The 17,938-nt window shown below is 43.9% G+C and carries 18 protein-coding genes; 15 read left to right on the top strand and 3 right to left on the bottom strand.

What is annotated here, in order from left to right; all coding sequences use genetic code 11:
• Nucleotides 1-57 precede the first annotated feature (57 nt).
• The 11 genes from F0232_RS00710 to F0232_RS00660 all read left to right on the top strand — a co-directional run bounded on the left by F0232_RS00710 (nt 58) and on the right by F0232_RS00660 (nt 10,364).
• A complete protein-coding gene (locus F0232_RS00710) occupies nt 58-939 on the top strand; it encodes a DMT family transporter (RefSeq protein WP_105058439.1) in 882 nt (293 codons plus the stop codon).
• A 232-nt stretch (nt 940-1,171) separates the two neighbouring features.
• Entirely contained in the window at nt 1,172-1,423 is a 252-nt protein-coding gene (locus F0232_RS00705; protein ID WP_105058440.1) for a hypothetical protein, read from the top strand.
• A 190-nt stretch (nt 1,424-1,613) separates the two neighbouring features.
• On the top strand, nt 1,614-2,603 hold the full coding sequence (locus F0232_RS00700; RefSeq protein ID WP_105058441.1) for a zinc-dependent alcohol dehydrogenase family protein: 990 nt from the start codon (nt 1,614-1,616) through the stop codon (nt 2,601-2,603).
• Nucleotides 2,604-2,816: 213 nt separating this feature from the next.
• Entirely contained in the window at nt 2,817-3,527 is a 711-nt protein-coding gene (locus F0232_RS00695) for an ABC transporter ATP-binding protein (protein ID WP_105058442.1), read from the top strand.
• Nucleotides 3,514-6,024 (top strand): ABC transporter permease, encoded by a 2,511-nt coding sequence (locus F0232_RS00690; RefSeq protein ID WP_105058443.1) that lies wholly within the window; start codon nt 3,514-3,516, stop codon nt 6,022-6,024. The genes F0232_RS00695 and F0232_RS00690 overlap by 14 nt, the downstream gene beginning before the upstream one ends.
• Entirely contained in the window at nt 6,024-7,154 is a 1,131-nt protein-coding gene (locus F0232_RS00685; protein ID WP_105058444.1) for a lipocalin-like domain-containing protein, read from the top strand. The genes F0232_RS00690 and F0232_RS00685 overlap by 1 nt, the downstream gene beginning before the upstream one ends.
• Nucleotides 7,155-7,627: 473 nt before the next feature.
• On the top strand, nt 7,628-8,041 hold the full coding sequence (locus tag F0232_RS00680) for an RDD family protein (RefSeq protein WP_105058445.1): 414 nt from the start codon (nt 7,628-7,630) through the stop codon (nt 8,039-8,041).
• A 30-nt stretch (nt 8,042-8,071) separates the two neighbouring features.
• Entirely contained in the window at nt 8,072-8,482 is a 411-nt protein-coding gene (locus tag F0232_RS00675; protein ID WP_105058446.1) for a cytidine deaminase, read from the top strand.
• Nucleotides 8,483-8,592: 110 nt separating this feature from the next.
• Entirely contained in the window at nt 8,593-8,970 is a 378-nt protein-coding gene (locus F0232_RS00670; protein WP_105058447.1) for a DUF4440 domain-containing protein, read from the top strand.
• A 57-nt stretch (nt 8,971-9,027) separates the two neighbouring features.
• A complete protein-coding gene (locus tag F0232_RS00665; protein WP_105058448.1) occupies nt 9,028-9,513 on the top strand; it encodes a GNAT family N-acetyltransferase in 486 nt (161 codons plus the stop codon).
• 125 nt (nt 9,514-9,638) lie between these two features.
• Nucleotides 9,639-10,364 (top strand): 2'-5' RNA ligase family protein, encoded by a 726-nt coding sequence (locus tag F0232_RS00660; protein ID WP_105058449.1) that lies wholly within the window; start codon nt 9,639-9,641, stop codon nt 10,362-10,364.
• A gap of 120 nt (nt 10,365-10,484) precedes the next feature.
• Here the strand turns inward: F0232_RS00660 and F0232_RS00655 are convergent, their stop codons facing one another.
• The 3 genes from F0232_RS00655 to F0232_RS00645 all read right to left on the bottom strand — a co-directional run bounded on the left by F0232_RS00655 (nt 10,485) and on the right by F0232_RS00645 (nt 13,724).
• Complete coding sequence (locus tag F0232_RS00655) at nt 10,485-11,279, bottom strand: endonuclease I family protein (RefSeq protein WP_105058450.1); 795 nt, start codon at nt 11,277-11,279, stop codon at nt 10,485-10,487.
• 199 nt (nt 11,280-11,478) lie between these two features.
• Entirely contained in the window at nt 11,479-12,726 is a 1,248-nt protein-coding gene (locus F0232_RS00650; RefSeq protein WP_105058451.1) for a hypothetical protein, read from the bottom strand.
• Nucleotides 12,727-12,935: 209 nt separating this feature from the next.
• A complete protein-coding gene (locus tag F0232_RS00645) occupies nt 12,936-13,724 on the bottom strand; it encodes a helix-turn-helix domain-containing protein (protein WP_061032159.1) in 789 nt (262 codons plus the stop codon).
• 99 nt (nt 13,725-13,823) lie between these two features.
• Between F0232_RS00645 and F0232_RS00640 the strand changes: the two genes are divergently transcribed.
• The 4 genes from F0232_RS00640 (at nt 13,824) to F0232_RS00625 (ending at nt 17,921) form a co-directional block, all read left to right on the top strand.
• Nucleotides 13,824-14,717, top strand: a complete 894-nt coding sequence (locus F0232_RS00640) for a DMT family transporter (RefSeq protein WP_061032158.1) — start codon at nt 13,824-13,826, stop codon at nt 14,715-14,717.
• Nucleotides 14,718-14,908: 191 nt separating this feature from the next.
• The gene (locus tag F0232_RS00635; RefSeq protein ID WP_105058452.1) at nt 14,909-16,531 is read left to right on the top strand and encodes a peptide ABC transporter substrate-binding protein; all 1,623 of its coding nucleotides are present in this window, start codon (nt 14,909-14,911) and stop codon (nt 16,529-16,531) included.
• 361 nt (nt 16,532-16,892) lie between these two features.
• Nucleotides 16,893-17,396, top strand: coding sequence for an acyl-CoA thioesterase (locus F0232_RS00630; protein WP_004737700.1), 504 nt, complete (start codon nt 16,893-16,895; stop codon nt 17,394-17,396).
• A gap of 279 nt (nt 17,397-17,675) precedes the next feature.
• Nucleotides 17,676-17,921 carry a hypothetical protein gene (locus tag F0232_RS00625; RefSeq protein WP_032498029.1) on the top strand — a complete coding sequence of 82 codons (246 nt, stop codon included), beginning with the start codon at nt 17,676-17,678 and terminating at the stop codon, nt 17,919-17,921.
• Nucleotides 17,922-17,938 lie beyond the last annotated feature (17 nt).

The raw sequence follows: 17,938 nt of genomic DNA, 5'->3' as shown, positions 1-17,938 counted from the left end.
TCAGCTGGTAATTTTTTGTTAACATAATCATTAAATTACCTCACACACGGAAGCGCCATGTCTTTTAGTTGGATCGCCTTTACCCTGCTTGCTGCCTTTAGCCAATCTTGGCGTAATGCCTTTCAAAGCAAATTAAGTGGCACCATGAGCGTGGCTGGTGTGACGCTAGCAAGATTTATATGGGCAGGTCCGATCGCCCTGCTCTACCTCTACGCTTTGTATCAATGGCAGCCAGTCTCCGCGCCCAATTTTTCCAGTGAGTTTATTTTCTATATCGTTGCCGCAGCAATCATGCAGATCCTCGCGACCGGCTTGATGGTGATGCTATTTAAGCTCGAAAACTACGCCATAGGTGCAGGGCTTGCCAAATGTGAAGCTCCTGTTTCTGCTGTACTTTCCGTGTTGTTCTTTGGTACAGCGTTGAGTGTTACAGGTTGGATAGGCGTATTGATCGGCACATTGGGCGTGCTCATCATGAGTAGCGCTTCTGGTTGGCGAAGCCTCTCTCCTAAAGTCTTTTGCTTGGGTATGGCATGTAGCACCGCCTTTGCCTTGACCTCGCTTTGGGTACGTGAAGCGAGCCTAAGTATTGGACTCCCTTTCCCTCATAGCGCTGCTTGGGTGCTGTTTTTGGTCATTAGCCTGCAGACATTAATTATCTGCACGTTTCTCCTGATTAAAGAGCCAGATACATTGCACCTGATATTCAAAAAATCAAAACTGGTTGTGATGACAAGTTTAGCGAGTGTGATTGGTTCTCTTGGTTGGTTTAGCGCGATGTCTCTTCAAGCCGTGCCATACGTGAAAACATTAGGCCAAGTCGAAGTGGTCTTTATGGTATTAATCTCCTACTTCTGGTTAGGGCAGAGCATTGCCCGCAAAGACATCCTTGCGCTGATATTGCTTTCCGTCGCTGCAATCCTTGTGATGTGGCAATAGAGGCTATTGTTGCAATAGAAAGCTTCGTGGTAATCAAGAGTTATGTGCTAATAAATAGCTGCGTGGCAATAAACAGTAAGGTTTATGCTCACTTTTCAGTTACTCTCTCCAAACCTTTACGCCGTCTAAAAATCATACGATGGCGTAAAATGATAAGAACCACCTTCCCATAATTTTTATAGTGCGCCTATCAGCTATCCACATATAACTTTAGCCAATAGGAAAACAATCTATGAAAACATTTGTTCAAATCACTCTAGCCACGATCCTTGCGACAACGTCAATGATGACACTGGCAGAAACAACAAACGGCGCTCACTCTCAAGCCGAAGCTACAACCGTAAAACATGAATCGATGACAGTAACGCTTAACGATAAACACTTTGCGGCTACGGCAGCTACAGTCAATGCAATAAGTACTACACAGACAGCCACACAAGCGTCAAACAACAAAACAAAGTCAGCACAAGAATCCGACATATAGTCTCAAAATCAGTGACACGAAAATGAGTTACTTGGTTGAACAGCACCAGTCTGGCATTATGAAACAGCATTGATGGGAATAACTTACCAGTTCCCACCAATGCATATCCTATTGCCAACACCAGACTGCTTGTGAACGCGCTATCTAGAAAGCGAATACGTTCACTTAACCCAACTTAAGTAATCGACTCATGACAGATACCAAAAGAAACACCCGAATTAGCCAGTTCCGATTCGGGCAGCCGAAAGAATCTCTCAAGATCGAGCATGTCACTTTAGGGGCACTCGATATAGATAAGGTTCGAGTACAAATTGAAGCGACCAACATCAACCCTAGTGACCTATTGTCGATTTACGGTGTTGGACAATACAAACACAGCCACCAGCCGCCCAGAGTGCCAGGGTTTGAAGCAGTAGGTACGGTTGTAGAGTCTAGCCACTCTGAGTTTACTGTGGGCCAGCGAGTGCTCGTGGCAACAAGTGGAACATGGCAGAAATACGTCGATGTTTCACCTGACAACCTTTTCCACCTGCCTCAACATCTAGATAACGGATACGCGTGTCAGTTGTACATTAATGCACTCACCGCATGGATACTGACAACTGAAGTAGCAAAGTTGACCCAAGAAGATGTATTAATCATCAACGCTGGCAGTTCAGCCATTGGTAAAATTTTCTCCCAACTATCACAATCGCTTGGCTTTCAAACCATTGTTGTAACGTCACAACCCAAACGCGCTCTTACGACTTCAAAGCATGTGTTGGATACCAAAAATGACTTGGTTGCACAAATCAGGCAACTTGGCCTACCTCAACCAACTGTTGCTTTTGATGCGATTGGCGGGTCACCCGGAACAGATCTCATTCATACTCTGGGCAGACAAGGGCGCTTTATCAACTATGGCACGCTGTCTCTGGATTTTTATGAGCCACGCTTCTTCGAATACGCAAAAGAGCACGCTATCGATTTCAGTACCTTCTTCTTGAGGTATTGGGAAGAAGCTGAAGGTAAAAAAGTACGCCGTGACCAATTCGAGTCCATGCTCGATCACTTCATCGAGAACGAGATTCAACTCGAAGTCGACCGTTATTTTCCTCTCGAACAAATTCAGACAGCGATTGATCTTATTGAATCAAAAACCACACGATTAGATGGCAAGATCATCCTGATCCCTTCTTAACACAAGATGTACTCGGAAGTTGTGGTTCTCTATCAACAACTTCCACCTGCCACTGATCTATTCCTCCTCTTTTAAAGTACAAGTTATTAATAATTCGATATAAATCGCTCTAATTACTGAAATTGTCGTCTACAGTTTGATAGAGCCTATCGTGATAATAATCGCCAACACGTAACACCTTTAATGATCATTTTTTGATTACAAGGAGAGGAAATGGAAAGCCCAGTTGTCACACTGCAGCAGGCCAGTAAGAGCTTTATTGATGGCAAAGAGAGCCATCAAGTACTGGACAATATCGACTTCAATCTAGGGACTGGTGTCAGCGTTGCTTTGACTGGAGCAAGTGGCAGTGGCAAGAGTACTCTACTCAATTTAATTGCGGGCTTTGAACCACTTTCAAAAGGCGAGTTATGGCTCGATGGTAAAAATACATCAGCTTGGAAAGACCAACACTGGAGCCGTTTCCGCCACCAAAAGCTCGGCGTTATCTTTCAGCAGTTCAACCTGCTCACCCCACTCAACGTAAAACAAAACATCGCCTTTCCATTGCATTTAAACCAACAGAAATGGGGAGCTTGGTGTGATTACTTAGTCGAAGCATTAGGTATCAGTGAACTACTTAATAGACACGTATCAGCCCTCTCTGGTGGACAACAACAGCGAGTCGCTATCGCTCGAGCATTGGCTCACAAACCTAAACTTTTGCTTGCAGATGAGCCCACAGGAAATCTAGATCATAAAGCGGGGTTGGAGGTGATGAGATTACTAAGTGAAATCACTACACAAGGCAACACCGCTGTATTATTGGTAACGCACAGCCCTGAATGCGCTGATTTCATGCAGAGACAGCTGGTCTTAGACAATGGAAAACTCAAGCATATGAGCCAAAATCAAGCCAGTGAGATGACTCATGCTAAAAGCTAATTCTACTAGCTTACTAGCTCGCTTAGCGATCACGCACACCAAACTGACGCTAAACCTATTCGCCGCGCACTATCGTCAGTCACCATTGCAAGCTGCGGCAATCTTGATTGGTATTGTGTTGGCAGTCACCTTATTTGTCGCGGTACAAGCCATCAACTTGAATGCCAAACGTAGCTATGCAGAATCCACCGAACAACTGAGCGCTCAGGCTCAAAATCTAATCATTCCACCAGCAGGACAAAACTACCTACCTGAATCGCTCTACTTTAAGCTAAGACAAAACGGACTCAGCGCGATACTACCTGTGATTGAGGGGCGTGTGAGAGACGATCAGGGACGTCGTTGGTCATTCCAAGGCAGTGAGCTCATCGCCGCTCTTACCTCAAGAGCTCGCTACTCCAAAGAGAACGAACAAAGCATATCTCTTTTTGATAATGCACTTCCCCTACCTCAACTCTTAGCAGGCAAGCCCATAGTAATGATGAGCCAGTCGCAGCATCAAAGCTTAGACGAAGTGGAAACGCTGATCCTCGATGACATCGTTACCCAAGTGGTTGTGCTGCCTGATGAGTGGCAACTGGGGAGTCGAATGCTGATGGACATAGGATTCGCTCAACAACTGCTCAACAAACAAGGTCAACTGAGCTATATCGCCGTTTTTAATGTCGAGAACCAACCACAAGATAACTGGCAGAGTCTCATCGCAGAACAAGGGCAATGGATCACTAACAACCAAAGTACCGATCTCGGCTCAATTACCGACAGCTTTCACCTCAACTTAACTGCCATGAGCTTGCTCGCGTTCTTGGTAGGTTTGTTTATCGCTTATAACGGTGTGAAATACAGTTTACTGAAACGTAATCGACTACTGGTTCAAATTCAGCAAGCCGGTGTGGCACCAAGCATGGTATTTTCAGCTTTGCTTATTGAGCTTACCGTTCTGGTCACCCTAGGAGCTTCACTCGGTTTCATTTTGGGGATTCAATTGAGCCACTGGCTCCACCCCACCGTGGCGATCACGCTAGAACAACTTTATGGCGCAACACTTTTGCCTGGCACATGGCAGTGGTCATGGTTAGTTCAGGCCTTATTGCTCACCTTAGCTGCCACACTTGTTGCCTGCTGGCAGCACTTTAAGCAACGCATTCAACAACCGCTCTCTTCTCATGGTGGCTTTTATCAAACGCCAGAGGCTTCAAACGAAAACCAACTGTTTATCATCGGAATAACACTCACGGGTATCGCATTAGCTGGCTTGTGGCTTAGCGAACACCACCGCTTCACTATGGCGTGGCTTGGCGTGTTAGTGGTATCTATTCCTCTGTACCTACCTAAAACGCTTAGTGTATTAGCAGATTGGAGTGAACAGCGCACTCAGTCGGGGTTGATGCAGTACCTGTTCGCTGAATTGCGAGAGCTCATCTCTCCGCTCTCCCTTGCCATGATGGCACTGCTGCTTGCTGTAACGGCTAACATGGGAATGAATACCTTGGTAGGCAGCTTTGAATCCACTCTAAAGCAATGGTTAGAACAGCGACTGCATGCCGACATTTATGTTAGCCCAGCTCAAGGTGAAATCGCTAATGTCGAGCATGCTTTAGAACAGTTTGAGCACATTGAAACCGTTTATAAGCAATACTATGTCGACGATAACTTGCAAGGCTTACCCACATTACTCGGCACCAAAGACGAAGATACATTAGCGCAGACCATGGTGTTCCAATCGCAGCTTGATAACTTTTGGCAACGCTTCTATCAGGGTGAATTAGTAGCGATCAGCGAACCCACCGCGGTGAAGCTTGGTTTGTCTTTGAACAGCGAACTCAAGCTCGACTCTATTCCAAACAAATCACTAGTCGTCGGTGCTATTTTCCACGACTACGGCTCACCCAATGGCGAGGTATTGCTTGCCCCTAATTTATGGCTTGAAAGTGGTTTTACTACCTTGCCGACTAGCCTAGGGGTTAAAGTCTCTGGTGACCAACAACAAGTCTACGAACAGCTGCGCCAGCAATTGAACTTGCATCCAAGTCAGCTCTACGACCAAGCTCAGATCAAATCCCTCGCTTTAGACATCTTTTCACAAACCTTCGCCATCACTCGTGCATTGAATGGCGTCACCTTGATGGTTGCCGTCATTGGCCTATTCTGTGCGTGTTTCATGTTACTCGATGCACGTAAGGCTGCTATCGCAAGGTTGTATGCACTTGGCGTAAGCCGCAAAAAGTTAATGGCGATGGTTCTCGGGCAAATCGTTGTGCTTGTGACCTTTACTCTGGTTATCGCCATCCCACTTGGTGCGATGGTTGGCTACGTGCTAACAGACATCGTCACCCTGCGCGCCTTCGGTTGGAGCTTAAATTACCAGTGGAACTGGAGTGATGCGCTCAGCATATCCGTCATCACGATTGTTGTGGCGGTGATTGCAACACTCATTCCTCTATGGCGATTGGTCAGTAAGCCTGTAGTATCCAGTTTGCAAAGTGAGGTGTTGTAATGAACATTAGCTTGAAGAGTAAGTTAATCAGACTACTTGCTATCTCACTTGGTCTGCTATCTCTATGGGGCTGTGATAAGGCCGATCCGACTTCCGCTCAAAACATGGGATCAATACTCGGCGGGAACAGCGAACAGCAGAGTGATCAATTCAGTCCCGTCATTAAAGGCGTTGAACTCACCTTCCCTGAAGACCATCAAGCACACCCGAGTTTCCGTCATGAGTGGTGGTACCTAACAGCCAACCTTATCGATGAGGACGGCAACACACTAGGCGTACAATGGACACAGTTCCGCTTTGCCGCAGCTCCAGAAAACAGCGCCGAACAAAACAAGTCAACCGCATGGCAAAGCCAACAGATCTACATGGCGCACAGTGCCGTCACCACCGAAGACAAACACTACGCCGATGAAAAATGGTCACGCGATCACGCAGAATTGGCAGGGGTCAACACATCACCATTTCGCGTCTATCTTGATGATTGGCAGTGGACATCTTCTACTGATGACTTATTCCCAGCCACATTAAATGCTAACTCAGAGCAGTTTGGCTACTCGTTAACACTGACTAGTAACGCTCCCTACCAAAAACAAGGAGAGCAAGGCTACAGCACTAAAAGCAGCGATGGCAAAGTCGCTTCCTACTACTACAGCCAACCATTCATAGATGTATCAGGCGACGTGACGATTGATGGTGTGACACATCAGGTTTCAGGCAAAGGTTGGATAGACAGAGAATGGAGCTCGCAGTTCTTACTCGACTCTCAACAAGGCTGGGATTGGTTTGCACTGAGACTCAGTGATGAAACCAGCCTAGTCGTATTCCAACTGCGAAACTCAGCAACAGGCGAAGCCAGTTATGCTCACGCAAGGCTGATGCAGCAAAATGGTTCTGGTACTGCCATTTCGCAGCAAGACATTACTCTCACTGCAACCAAACAAACAGCAATTGATGGGCGCGATTATCCAACAGAGTGGCTGGTTTCAATTCCAAGCCAGCAAATAGAACTGACAGTCTCGGCACTCAACCCAAACGCAAAAATGCCACTATCGGTTCCCTATTGGGAGGGTCCAATCTCAATTAAAGGAACACACTCAGGTACAGGGTATATGGAGTTGACCGGGTATTAGGTATGTCTGAGCAGTCATAAAGCAATGACAATAAAAAGACATGAATTAACCAGCCACCTATTCAAATCGAACGCTCTTGTCACAGCGTAAAGTCATATTCGCTACAACATCAAATAATTAAGTACAACCAAGTCAATAAGTTAAATCCACACCTAACAACGCAACCACTCAATAGTGAGATTCCGTTTTGTGAAGCGATCATGCATCGACGTCTGTTTAATAAATACTAACAAGTATAAGTTTTATATATATTACCAAGAGTAAAAACAACAAAAGCTAATAGCTTAATATTTGGCTACGCGGTTCATTCTTTACAGGCAACACCATCACGATTTTCAGGGTCATCATCCAAATTAATTGACCCTGTATGTTAGAGAGTATCGGTCCAAGGAGGTCACAGCGCGCTCAAACATAGCTAGGTGGACCTGACATTATCAAGCAACTCAAATATCCAATTCATATAAAGGGAAAAAGTGAAAAACAATAATGACAGTGTAATTACAGCGCATAAGCTAGCAAGCCCAGGGCGTCGTTATGTAGGGGAGCTCATCGATACTTTCATTAGTGCTATCATATTCATGCTCTTTCTTTCGTTAGGTAATTCAATCGGCTTATCTCAAGATATAACAGGTTGGTCAGCGAGCTTGATAGCAGCTTCGTACTTCCTACTTTCTGATGGTTTGCCGAGAGGTCAAAGTCTTGGCAAGAAACTACTGGGAATTTCGGTTATAGATTCGGTTACAGGAGAAAGTTGTAGTTTAACACAATCACTCTTTCGTAATTTGCTATCACCATTGCTTGGCATTATCGACGCATTTTTTATTCTTGGTAAAAAGAGGCAGAGAATAGGTGACAAGTTGGCGAAAACGGCCGTCATCATTAACTAGCTACAAACAGTGGCAGCTCGAGAGGATACTATGGAACAAGAAGAACAGGAGTTATATCACGCTGCCGTTGACCTGATTAAAAAACGGTATCCGCGAGGCTGGGGCGGGGCTGCGGCTGTAAGAACGGAAACAGGCAAAATTTTAACTAGTATTGCTCCCGATACGAAAAATGATGCACTTTCTCTTTGTATGGAGGTCGGCGCCTTTCTGGAAGCGCATAAATTGAACGAAAAAGTCACGCACTCTCTGTGTATCTGTCGAGAAGACGAGAGTAGTGAGTTTTTGGTGCTATCTCCTTGTGGAGTCTGCCAAGAAAGACTGGTTCATTGGGGAGGCGACGTTAAAGCAGCTATCTCAACAAAAGAGAATAAGCTGGTGTTCAAAACTATCCGTGAATTAATGCCACACCACTGGTCGTTAGTAAATGGAACCACTCTATAACAAAACACTTATTACCAAGCCTCGAAGCCCCTAAGCACTCTATACAATGCTTCTAGGGATGGTACGTAACATGATAACTGGTAATTTGAAATCTACGCTAGGGAGCTCTATTGGACATTTTAATTCAGCAAGAAATCGATCTTCATCAATATGAAGTTCGACAAAACAACAATGATATTAAGCGTTTAATACATCCCGATTTTTCTGAAGTCGGTCGCAGTGGCGATAGCTATGACTTTATGTCTATCGTCAAAATGATGAGAGCAGAGGAACCTTCCACCTCAAAAATTCACTCACAAAACTACGAATGCCTTTTACTAAGCCCTTCGGTACACTTACTAAAATATCAGACTGCTTTGGTAAGTGAACTTGGTGATGTGAGTAACTATGCCAAACGTTGCTCTATATGGGTTTTGACTGAGGCTGGTTGGCAGCTTAAATATCACCAAGGCACACCATGTTTACCTTTCGATCTAACCTACAGTTAAGACATCGCATCTACCCCTTGAATCTCGATTTTATTTAAGTACATAGTAAGGAGATACATGATTAAACTTAGAGAAATGCGCCATGAAGAGTACCCCGCTTACTGCGACTATTTTATTGACGATTACAGCAGTGAAATAGCGAAAAACTATGGCCACTCTATGGAGCGATCCGTTGAGTTAGCTAAAAAAGATCTACATCGTTGCTTCCCGAATGGCCTTGAAGGAAACGAGCATTCGCTTCTTTGTATTGAAGCTCAGTTAAATGGACAAGCATGTCTCGTCGGCTACCTTTGGCACTCCATTAATACAGAAGATAAATCTACCTTCATCTACGACTTCTACGTATCTAATTTGTACCGAGGTGCTGGCTATGGAAAGCAAGCTCTGAGCCTATTAGAGCAGCAGCTTAAGGAGCATGGTATTGAACAAATAAAGTTGAGAGTTGCATACCATAATGAAAGAGCACTGAAGCTCTACCAAGCAGTGGGCTTCTCTATTACTGGTTTTAATATGTCTAAGAAAATAGGAGCTGTTGAAGCCTAAACCCACATAACCGAGTAATAGAACAGCTAAACATAATATTTGAGTGAGGATGAATTTAATCCACTCATCTCTATGGACTAAGTTCTGTACTTACCTGTTGTCTCAATAAGTATCGAAGGAAACCTGTGAGCGAAGATATTTACAGCAAGATGTGGCAACGCTTTAAAGTTGCATCTGAAACCGACCAATATGAACTAGATTCACATCTATTAGATCTCCCCAACGACACTCGAAGAGGGATCACTGCTCTAGCCTATCTAAAACAAGGCAACAATGCTCTTCTCGATGAAATAATGAGATTTCAAGAAGCTGTACACATACTCGAACCCGACCAATATTATCATCCTAGGGAGGAGTTGCATTTAACCATTCTTTCCATCATTTCATGCGTTGCTAACTTTGAAATAACTCAGGTTAATGCTCAATCCTACATTGAGGTTTTCAATAAAGTTGTAGGTTCAATTGCACCTATTGAGATTGAATATAAAGGCATAAGTGCTTCTGAAAACTGTATCATCCTCCAAGGCTTTCCTATAGGTAATGGACTTGAACAGTTCCGAAACAAGTTGCGTGAAGCGTTAGTAGAAGAAGGGCTACGAGTCACTTTCGATAGTCGATACAAACAGGTCACTGCTCACAGCTCTTTGATTCGCTTTAGATCACCAATCAATAATGCTCAGCGACTTTTTAACCTCTGTGAACAATATCGAAATCATACGTTTGGTCGGATTATTCTTAATGACTTCGAACTGGTTTTCAATAACTGGTACCAACACTTGGATATCACTCAATCGTTATCTAGAACCTGCATATCACTCAACACAAACACGAAGAGCATGGCTGAAGCTTAACGATGTTGCTTATCGATACACTAAGTGTTCTCTACTGCAAATAGCACTCACTAATAAAGTGTTCGCAAGATAAAAAGCCATCACTAGGATGGCTTCTTTGCATTGGCTTCAGTTTATATATCAACCGTTACAGCGGCTGTCATATATGTCATTTACCCAGCTTGGGTTATCAATGAACGGGTTACGGTTGCCTTGCCATTTAACGGCTTTTTCATGGCGATTACGTTCCCAATCATCGACAGGATCTGCGTTATGCCATTGTAGTAATGTGCACAGTTTTCCAACCTTAGGTTGCCCTGAAGAGCTCGACGTGTCGTCGACTAAGTACAAGTCAGGCATTTTTGCGTTATTTCCTTCATAGCGTACGGCCATGTAGAAAAGCGAACGGGCGGTATCCCCTTTCACTGCATCGCGAGGTTCAAAGCTGTCGTAATCCGTCTTGTTAAGCGGTGATTTTTTCAATGGCGCTCCACCAAAGTCGAAGTCTTTGTTCGAACGAATTGAGTTAATCTCTGCGTCGGTTGGTTGTAGGTGATGAATGTCAGTGTAACCCCACTGATCTTTGCGCTTGAAACCAAAAGATTTTGGCCAAAGGTGTTCACGGTTCCAAGCATTCTTGTCGTTGTTGCCTGATGATGTAAAGTCTTTGGATTGTGAACGACCGCTATAATACAAAATCACATTGTTCGGGTTATTCGGATCTTCGTTGGTGTCTTTCAATGCAGACCACACCTGAGTGTAAGTGAGTTGCTTTTGCCCGCGAGCAGCAATCACACCGAGCATATCTTTTAAGGCATTCCCACTTAGCCCCTCTGCTTCAAGGTAGTAACCATCAGGGTAGCTAGTATTAGCAAGCGCAACTGGACTAAGAACCGTCGAAATCAGCAAGAGGCTTAGATTTAAACGCATTTTCATTGTTTTTATTATCCTTGTTATTGTTGTTATTCACCCACCATTTATGAGTGCCCCCATACTCTACAAAACACAATTTATATGCAATCGGTTTGTTTTGAAAATAATATGGGTGGTGCAATAAAATAGCCGAACGCATTCTTCATTTGCGTTCGGCTAATACTCATTTGATTGGGTTGTGGGGCAAAGTGCGACAGTAAACCTACTGCGTCAAGTCAGCTTTAATCTGGTCAACTTGATTCACCAGAGAAGTATCCTGGAAATATTCACGGTGTGTTTTTCCTAAGTACAGCTTCTTGTTTTTAACGCGTTGATCCAACTTATCTTTAATAACGGTGCCTTGTACCAACTTGTTGTTTAGCTCGTCGGCGATAGCAGAGCTGTCTGATACTTTGTTTCCTTTCGTATCATAATAACGAACTTTGCCGATATTCTTATCAAATGGGTCGCAATACGCAGCACCTAAGTCACCGTCACCAATAATGCGTTTGTATTGAGCTTCGCTGATTGGCTTCTCTTGATTTGAGACCAGCTGGCTTCCTCGAACACACCAGTTAATTCGAGTACCTACATCTGGGAAATACGCAGAAATTAAGTTAATGGCATAATATGTATCAGGGTCTGACGATTTTGACTTCCCATATCTATCAATCACCTTACCGCCCACAACTTGGTACTCAACCTCGCCATTGTCATAAGACTCCAAAAAGTAGCTGTTTCTAAACATCTTGCTGAAACTGACGTTATCAACAGAACGCCCGCTATCAGATTTAAAGCTTTTCAGTTGTTGTTTATGCTGAATACTACCCGTTGTAATGTTGGTCACGAGACCAATCACTGTGTTTTTCGCAGAATCAGTTTGCCAAGCGGTGTAGTTACTTATGTTTTGTTGAGGTGTGTTTGTAGTAGCATCGGCGTCAACACTGTACTTATAACGAAGCTCAGTAATGTCTTCGCCAACTTTGCTTTCTTTAGCATACGATTTGTAGCGGCGAGCTTCGCAATCTTGAAAATTTGCATCATAGTAAAAATAGCTGATCCAATCTTTTGCTTCGATCGTTTGCTTGGTGTTAACGATATTCTCTACTCTACCGTCTGCGAGATAAATGCCACGGAAGTCTTTAAGATCTTTTCGTTGCTTAGCCGATAGCCCCTTGTTGAATTCATCTTCCCAACCAATACTATAAATATTGAACAGGTTCAGGGACTTTTCGCACTCTTTGATATCAGTGCTACCAATGGTATTTTCCGAATACATAGCAGGTCTGCTAGCGAATTTCTTTGCTGCATCATCTTTGGGATCAGCCACGCTACCTTTGGCGGGAGTGACCGACATTTGAGGCACTACGGTTTGTTTCTTTTGAGTCGGGGGTGTCGAACCGCCGCCGCCACCTCCGCATGCAGTAAGTGTGGCAACTAACACTGATATGATTGAGATTTGGAACTTCAAGGTTTTCCTCGATACGTTGAGCAAGTGGTAAATAAATCATCACCGAATTACCGAAAGAAAACTAAACGCTTATATAACCAAATTAAAACCATAAAAGAATCAGGTCTAGAATCAAGCTAAAATCAATTGAGTTTAGCCAAATAAAACAATGGTTTAGATATAAAAATCATAACCTCCACACTGTTAATCGAAGGAATTAACTAAACCTATTACAACAAACGGTTCTTATACTGCTCTGGTGTTTGTCCTGAATACTTCTTAAACATACTGATGAAAGGGCTGGCTTGGTTGTAGCCTAACGTAAGCGCAACTTCTTTAACCGACTGCCCATTTCTTAGCAGATCCATTGAGTATAAATAACGAACGCGCAAGCGCCACTCGGTAAAGCTCATACCCAGTTCGCTTTGGCAGTGACGCGACAAAGTACGCTCGGTAGCATGTACTTTCTCCGCCCAATCTTTCAACGAAATCTCATCCGTTGGGTTCTCTTCTATCGCCGCTAAAATAGGCGCAAGGTACTTGTTGTCAGTAGACGGTAGGAAGTGGTGTTCAACTTGGCGCTCTGCGAGTTGATCCAATAAGACCTGGACCAATCTCTTGTCTGGTTCGGTTTGTGCGACGTTGATATCACGTTGACGAAAGTCATCAATAATCGAAGAGACTATCGGCGTGATCTTAATGAGGCTGGTCTTTTCTGGTAGGTGCTGAGTTAACTCTGGTGCGATATTCAGTGAACAGTAGTCCAAAGGTTTACGGTTATAGCTGCAATGCCTGACCCCTGCAGGTACCCAAATCGCAAGGTGTGGTGGTGCTAGGAAGCGCGTATCCTCTGCTTCCATTTCAAGAATCCCACCACTGATCAGTTGAACTTGTCCCCAAGGGTGACTGTGGACACGAGTTTCGGTATTCGATAAGAACGCTTCGAAATTCATAAATACGTTGGATGGTGCCTTATCAATTGATAAGGATGGGTGCAGGTTTCTTGAGTGTTTTTTCAATCTTGTCTTCCTATCGCGCCTGATGTCTTTTTAAAGATATCTGTAAGTATAACGACCTGTCAAACTAGCCGCATCAACTCATTTTGCGATGGAATTCACATGCATTATCTTTTACCTTTTTTCACAGTCTGTATCTGGGGTGCCAATGCGATTGTCAACAAGCTCGCTGCAAGCACCATCGAACCAAGCGCGATGAGTTTTTACCGTTGGTTTATTGCGATGTTAATTCTGACTCCTTTCTGCATTCGCTCGGTTATCAAACAGTGGCCAATCATCAAACCAAACTTATCCAAGCTGGCTTTCCTTGGCTTTCTAGGCATGGTGTTGAACCAATCTTTAGGTTACTACGCTGGCTTAACCACTTCCGCTTCGAACATGGCTTTGATTACATCATTAGTGCCATTGATCAGCGTATTTCTTAGCGTTCCACTACTTAACAAGTCGATTTCAAGTTTGAGTATTGTAGGCGGTGTGTTGTCTCTATCAGGCTTAGCGTTAATGCTTGGTAAAGGCGATCCCCTATTCTTCATCCATCAAGAGTTAACGCAAGGCGATGGCTACATGTTAATCGCAGCTTGTGTGTACGCTTCTTACTGCGTGTTGCTAAAACGTTGGAAAATGCCGATCAGCAACTGGGTAGTCATCTACATGCAAGGGATATTCGCGGTCGCGATGTTGGCACCACTTTGGTTAACGAGCGAACAACTCGTCCCTTCACAACAAGCTATTCCTTTGATTGCTTACGCAGCTATAGCGGCTTCCATTTTGGCACCTTGGATGTGGGTTAAAGCAATTGACACGATTGGCGCTGATTCAAGTGCGATGTTCATGAACCTAATGCCTGTCGTCGCGATTGTATTAGCATCGACATGGTTAGGCGAAGAGATTAACCAGTTCCATATCATTGGCGGTATCATGGTCGTTTCTGGTGTTATCCTTGCTCAAGTAAAAAGAAAACCGAGACTGGAAGCGCCACTACCTCAACAAAGTTAGGCAAAATTCCCATGCTTTAAGCTTCCTACACACGAACAAGTTTCACTTAAGAATGCCTGCGTTACTCCGCAGGCATTTTCGTTTTTTCATACCGCTTTCAAATTCCATTAATGCACACTTGCTGTATTGCAACCTTTGCCCGAGTCATGTTTAATGCATTGAGTACTGTTTAAGTTGTAAAAGGAATTACAATGACTCAACCAAAGCTACCTCTGATTATCTCATCACTTCTCGCACTCTCTTCCACTTCAGCTATTGCCGCTTCTGTGCCCTCTGGTACTTCACTCGCCAAAGAACAGCATTTTGTTCGTGGTAATGGTGCAGAGCCAAATACGCTAGACCCTAGCTTCGTCAACTCTGGCATGCCAGGAGACATTATCGTCAACGATATGTTCGAAGGCTTTGTTATCGAGAACAGCGATGGACAAATTATTCCAGGACAAGCTGAAAGTTGGACATTCAGCAACGGTGGAAAAACGGTCACATTCGTTTTAAAAGACGACCTTAAATGGTCAAATGGTGATCCTGTGACCGCAGCAGACTTTGTGTTTGGTTGGCAACGTGCCGTGTCTCCTAAAACGGGCAATAACACCGGTTTTGTTTTCTCGACGGCAAATATCGTCAACGCCAGTGAAATTCTAGCTGGAGACAAAGATCCCTCAGAGCTAGGGATTAAAGCACTCGACGATCGCACGGTAGAAATATCCTTATCGAAACCTACTCCCTACTTCATGAGTTTAATGAGTATTAAAACCTTCTTCCCTCTGCCAACTAAATTAGTAGAAGAGAAAGGAGAGCAATGGACTCGTGCAGAAAACATTGCGACCAATGGTGCTTACACTCTCAGTAAATGGGTTCCCAATGAATACGTCGAAGTGACGAGAAATCCAAACTATTGGGATAACGATTCAACGGTTATTAATAAGGTAACCTACCTAGGATTATCATCTCAAAACGCTGAGCTTATTCGTTATCAGTCTGGTGAGATTGATATGACCAATCGCGTACAGCTTGAGTACTACCAAAAACTTGTCAAAGAGAGCCCAGAGCAAATTAAAGCGCAAGCTTTGCTAGGTTCTTACGTCTACTCGTTCAATACGCGTCAGGCACCATTTGATGATGTCAGAGTACGTCAAGCACTAAGCATGGCCGTCGACCGTGAGATACTAGTAGATAAGCTAACAGGGCAAGGTGAACCCGAAGCCTACAGCGTGACACCGAATAATATTCCTAACTACACGGCGCCGAAATCAGTATTTGAAGCATTAAATAGTGTCGAACGCCAAGCCAAAGCGAAACAGCTACTTGAAGACGCTGGATACAACGGAGCAAACCCTCTGAAATTCACACTCACCTATAACACCAGCGAGAACCACAAAAAAATTGCCATCGCAATTGCCTCGATGTGGAAGCCTCTCGGGGTGAACGTTGAATTACAAAACATGGAATGGAAAGCATACGTCGCAGCAAAAGGAACCGGAGACTATCAACTTGCTCGTTCATGGGCATTTGGCGATTACCCAGAACCTTCTGCTCTTCTAGAAGCATTCACTTGCGATCACACTGCAAACGAAAGCGGTTTCTGTAATCCAGAGTACGATGAGCTTTTACAGCAAGCAAGCAAGACGGAAGATCAGGCTAATCGCTTTGCTTTATACCAGCATGCTGAGTCGATATTAAACGAATCTGCAGCAGTTATGCCTCTATATCACTACAATCACACTCGATTAGTGCGAAATACCCTCAAAGGCTTCCCAAACAACAATCCGAAAGGAAATATCTACGCGAAGGATCTATACTTCATACAACAGTAAAAGTGAGCTCAACAATAAAGACTTTTAACTACCACTTTGGTGGTAATGAAGATAGAATCACTTTAACGAACCAGATAAAACAACGGTTAGTTGGCTAACATTATAAAGGTACCGCGATGAGTACCTAACAGCTTAAAAACACCTAGCACTGCGCTAGGTGTTTTTTTTCAGTATCGAACTCCATGAGCCTAGTCCGCAGCCTCATAAGCCCAACAAACAACAACCTTCACCTGCTTGTCATCCGTTTGAAAAAATACTCGTAACCTTGAGATTATCCGCTTTAAATTATTTCGTCTTAAGTATATTGTTATTAGCAAGTAACACGCATGTTATGCAATAAAATAATAATGAAGGAAGACACATGAGCAGTAACAATAGCCGACAAGATGGTAAACGAGACGTTACTCTGCGTTTTTTAGCTGAACCCGGGGATGTGAACTTTGGTGGTAAGGTTCATGGTGGCGCAGCAATGAAATGGATCGATTTAGCGGCCTATGCTTGCTCTGCAGGATGGAGTGGCAAATATTGCATTACAGCCTACGCTGGTGGTATTCGATTTGTTGCCCCAATCCATGTAGGTAACTTGGTAGAAGTAAGTGCAAAAGTCATCTATACCGGTTCCTCTTCTATGCATATTGCTATCGATGTACAAGCCAGCGATCCTAAAGAATTGAATAACCGACTAACCACTCACTGTATCGTTATTATGGTTGCGGTGGATGAAAATGGTAACCCGACTAAAGTCCCAGAATGGATTCCAGAAACACCAGAAGACATCGAACTAAGAGATTCAGCTATTCGCCTCATGAACATGCGTAAGCAGATCGGTGAAGAGATGGAAGCGCACGTGAAGTACCTGAAATAAGGTTAATCATTAGCCCTACAGTATCATTTAACAGCTATTTTTCAGCCCAAATAGTTTCAATGCCAGGTACTCGCTTGGCATTCGTTTATCTAACCCTACCTTCCTATCTAATAAGCCCCAAAAGCACTCTGTTACGGCCATAGAGCGTGATTCTCTGCCAACACTTAGAATGAATTGCCCTAAGCTCAACGATTTATTTTGACTGTAATAAAGTCGTCATTTTGCTCTGGTTAAATACCGCCAATCATAATGGATGTATTAAATTTCCCGGAGCCACACTTGAGCGTCACACGCCCCACTCTTAGCGAAGCTACACTGAACAATTTGAAGGCTGTTGAGTACCAATGGGTTAGAACTTTGTACGTCGAAGGCTACGACAGTAATGAGATCAACCACTACATCCAAACCTGTTTCGGCGGTGACTCGACATTTGCGGATCTGTTTCGTCGCGTGGCCTTGGACCAAGAAAGTATCTATGTATTACTGCAACACCTTGGATGCGCTCCTTCAAGTAAAGAGTTCTGACTCAATACTCAACCAAA

This window comes from Vibrio sp. T3Y01, from assembly GCF_013114525.1.
Lineage (GTDB): Bacteria > Pseudomonadota > Gammaproteobacteria > Enterobacterales > Vibrionaceae > Vibrio > Vibrio chagasii_B.
This window is presented reverse-complemented; position numbering and strand designations above follow the sequence as displayed.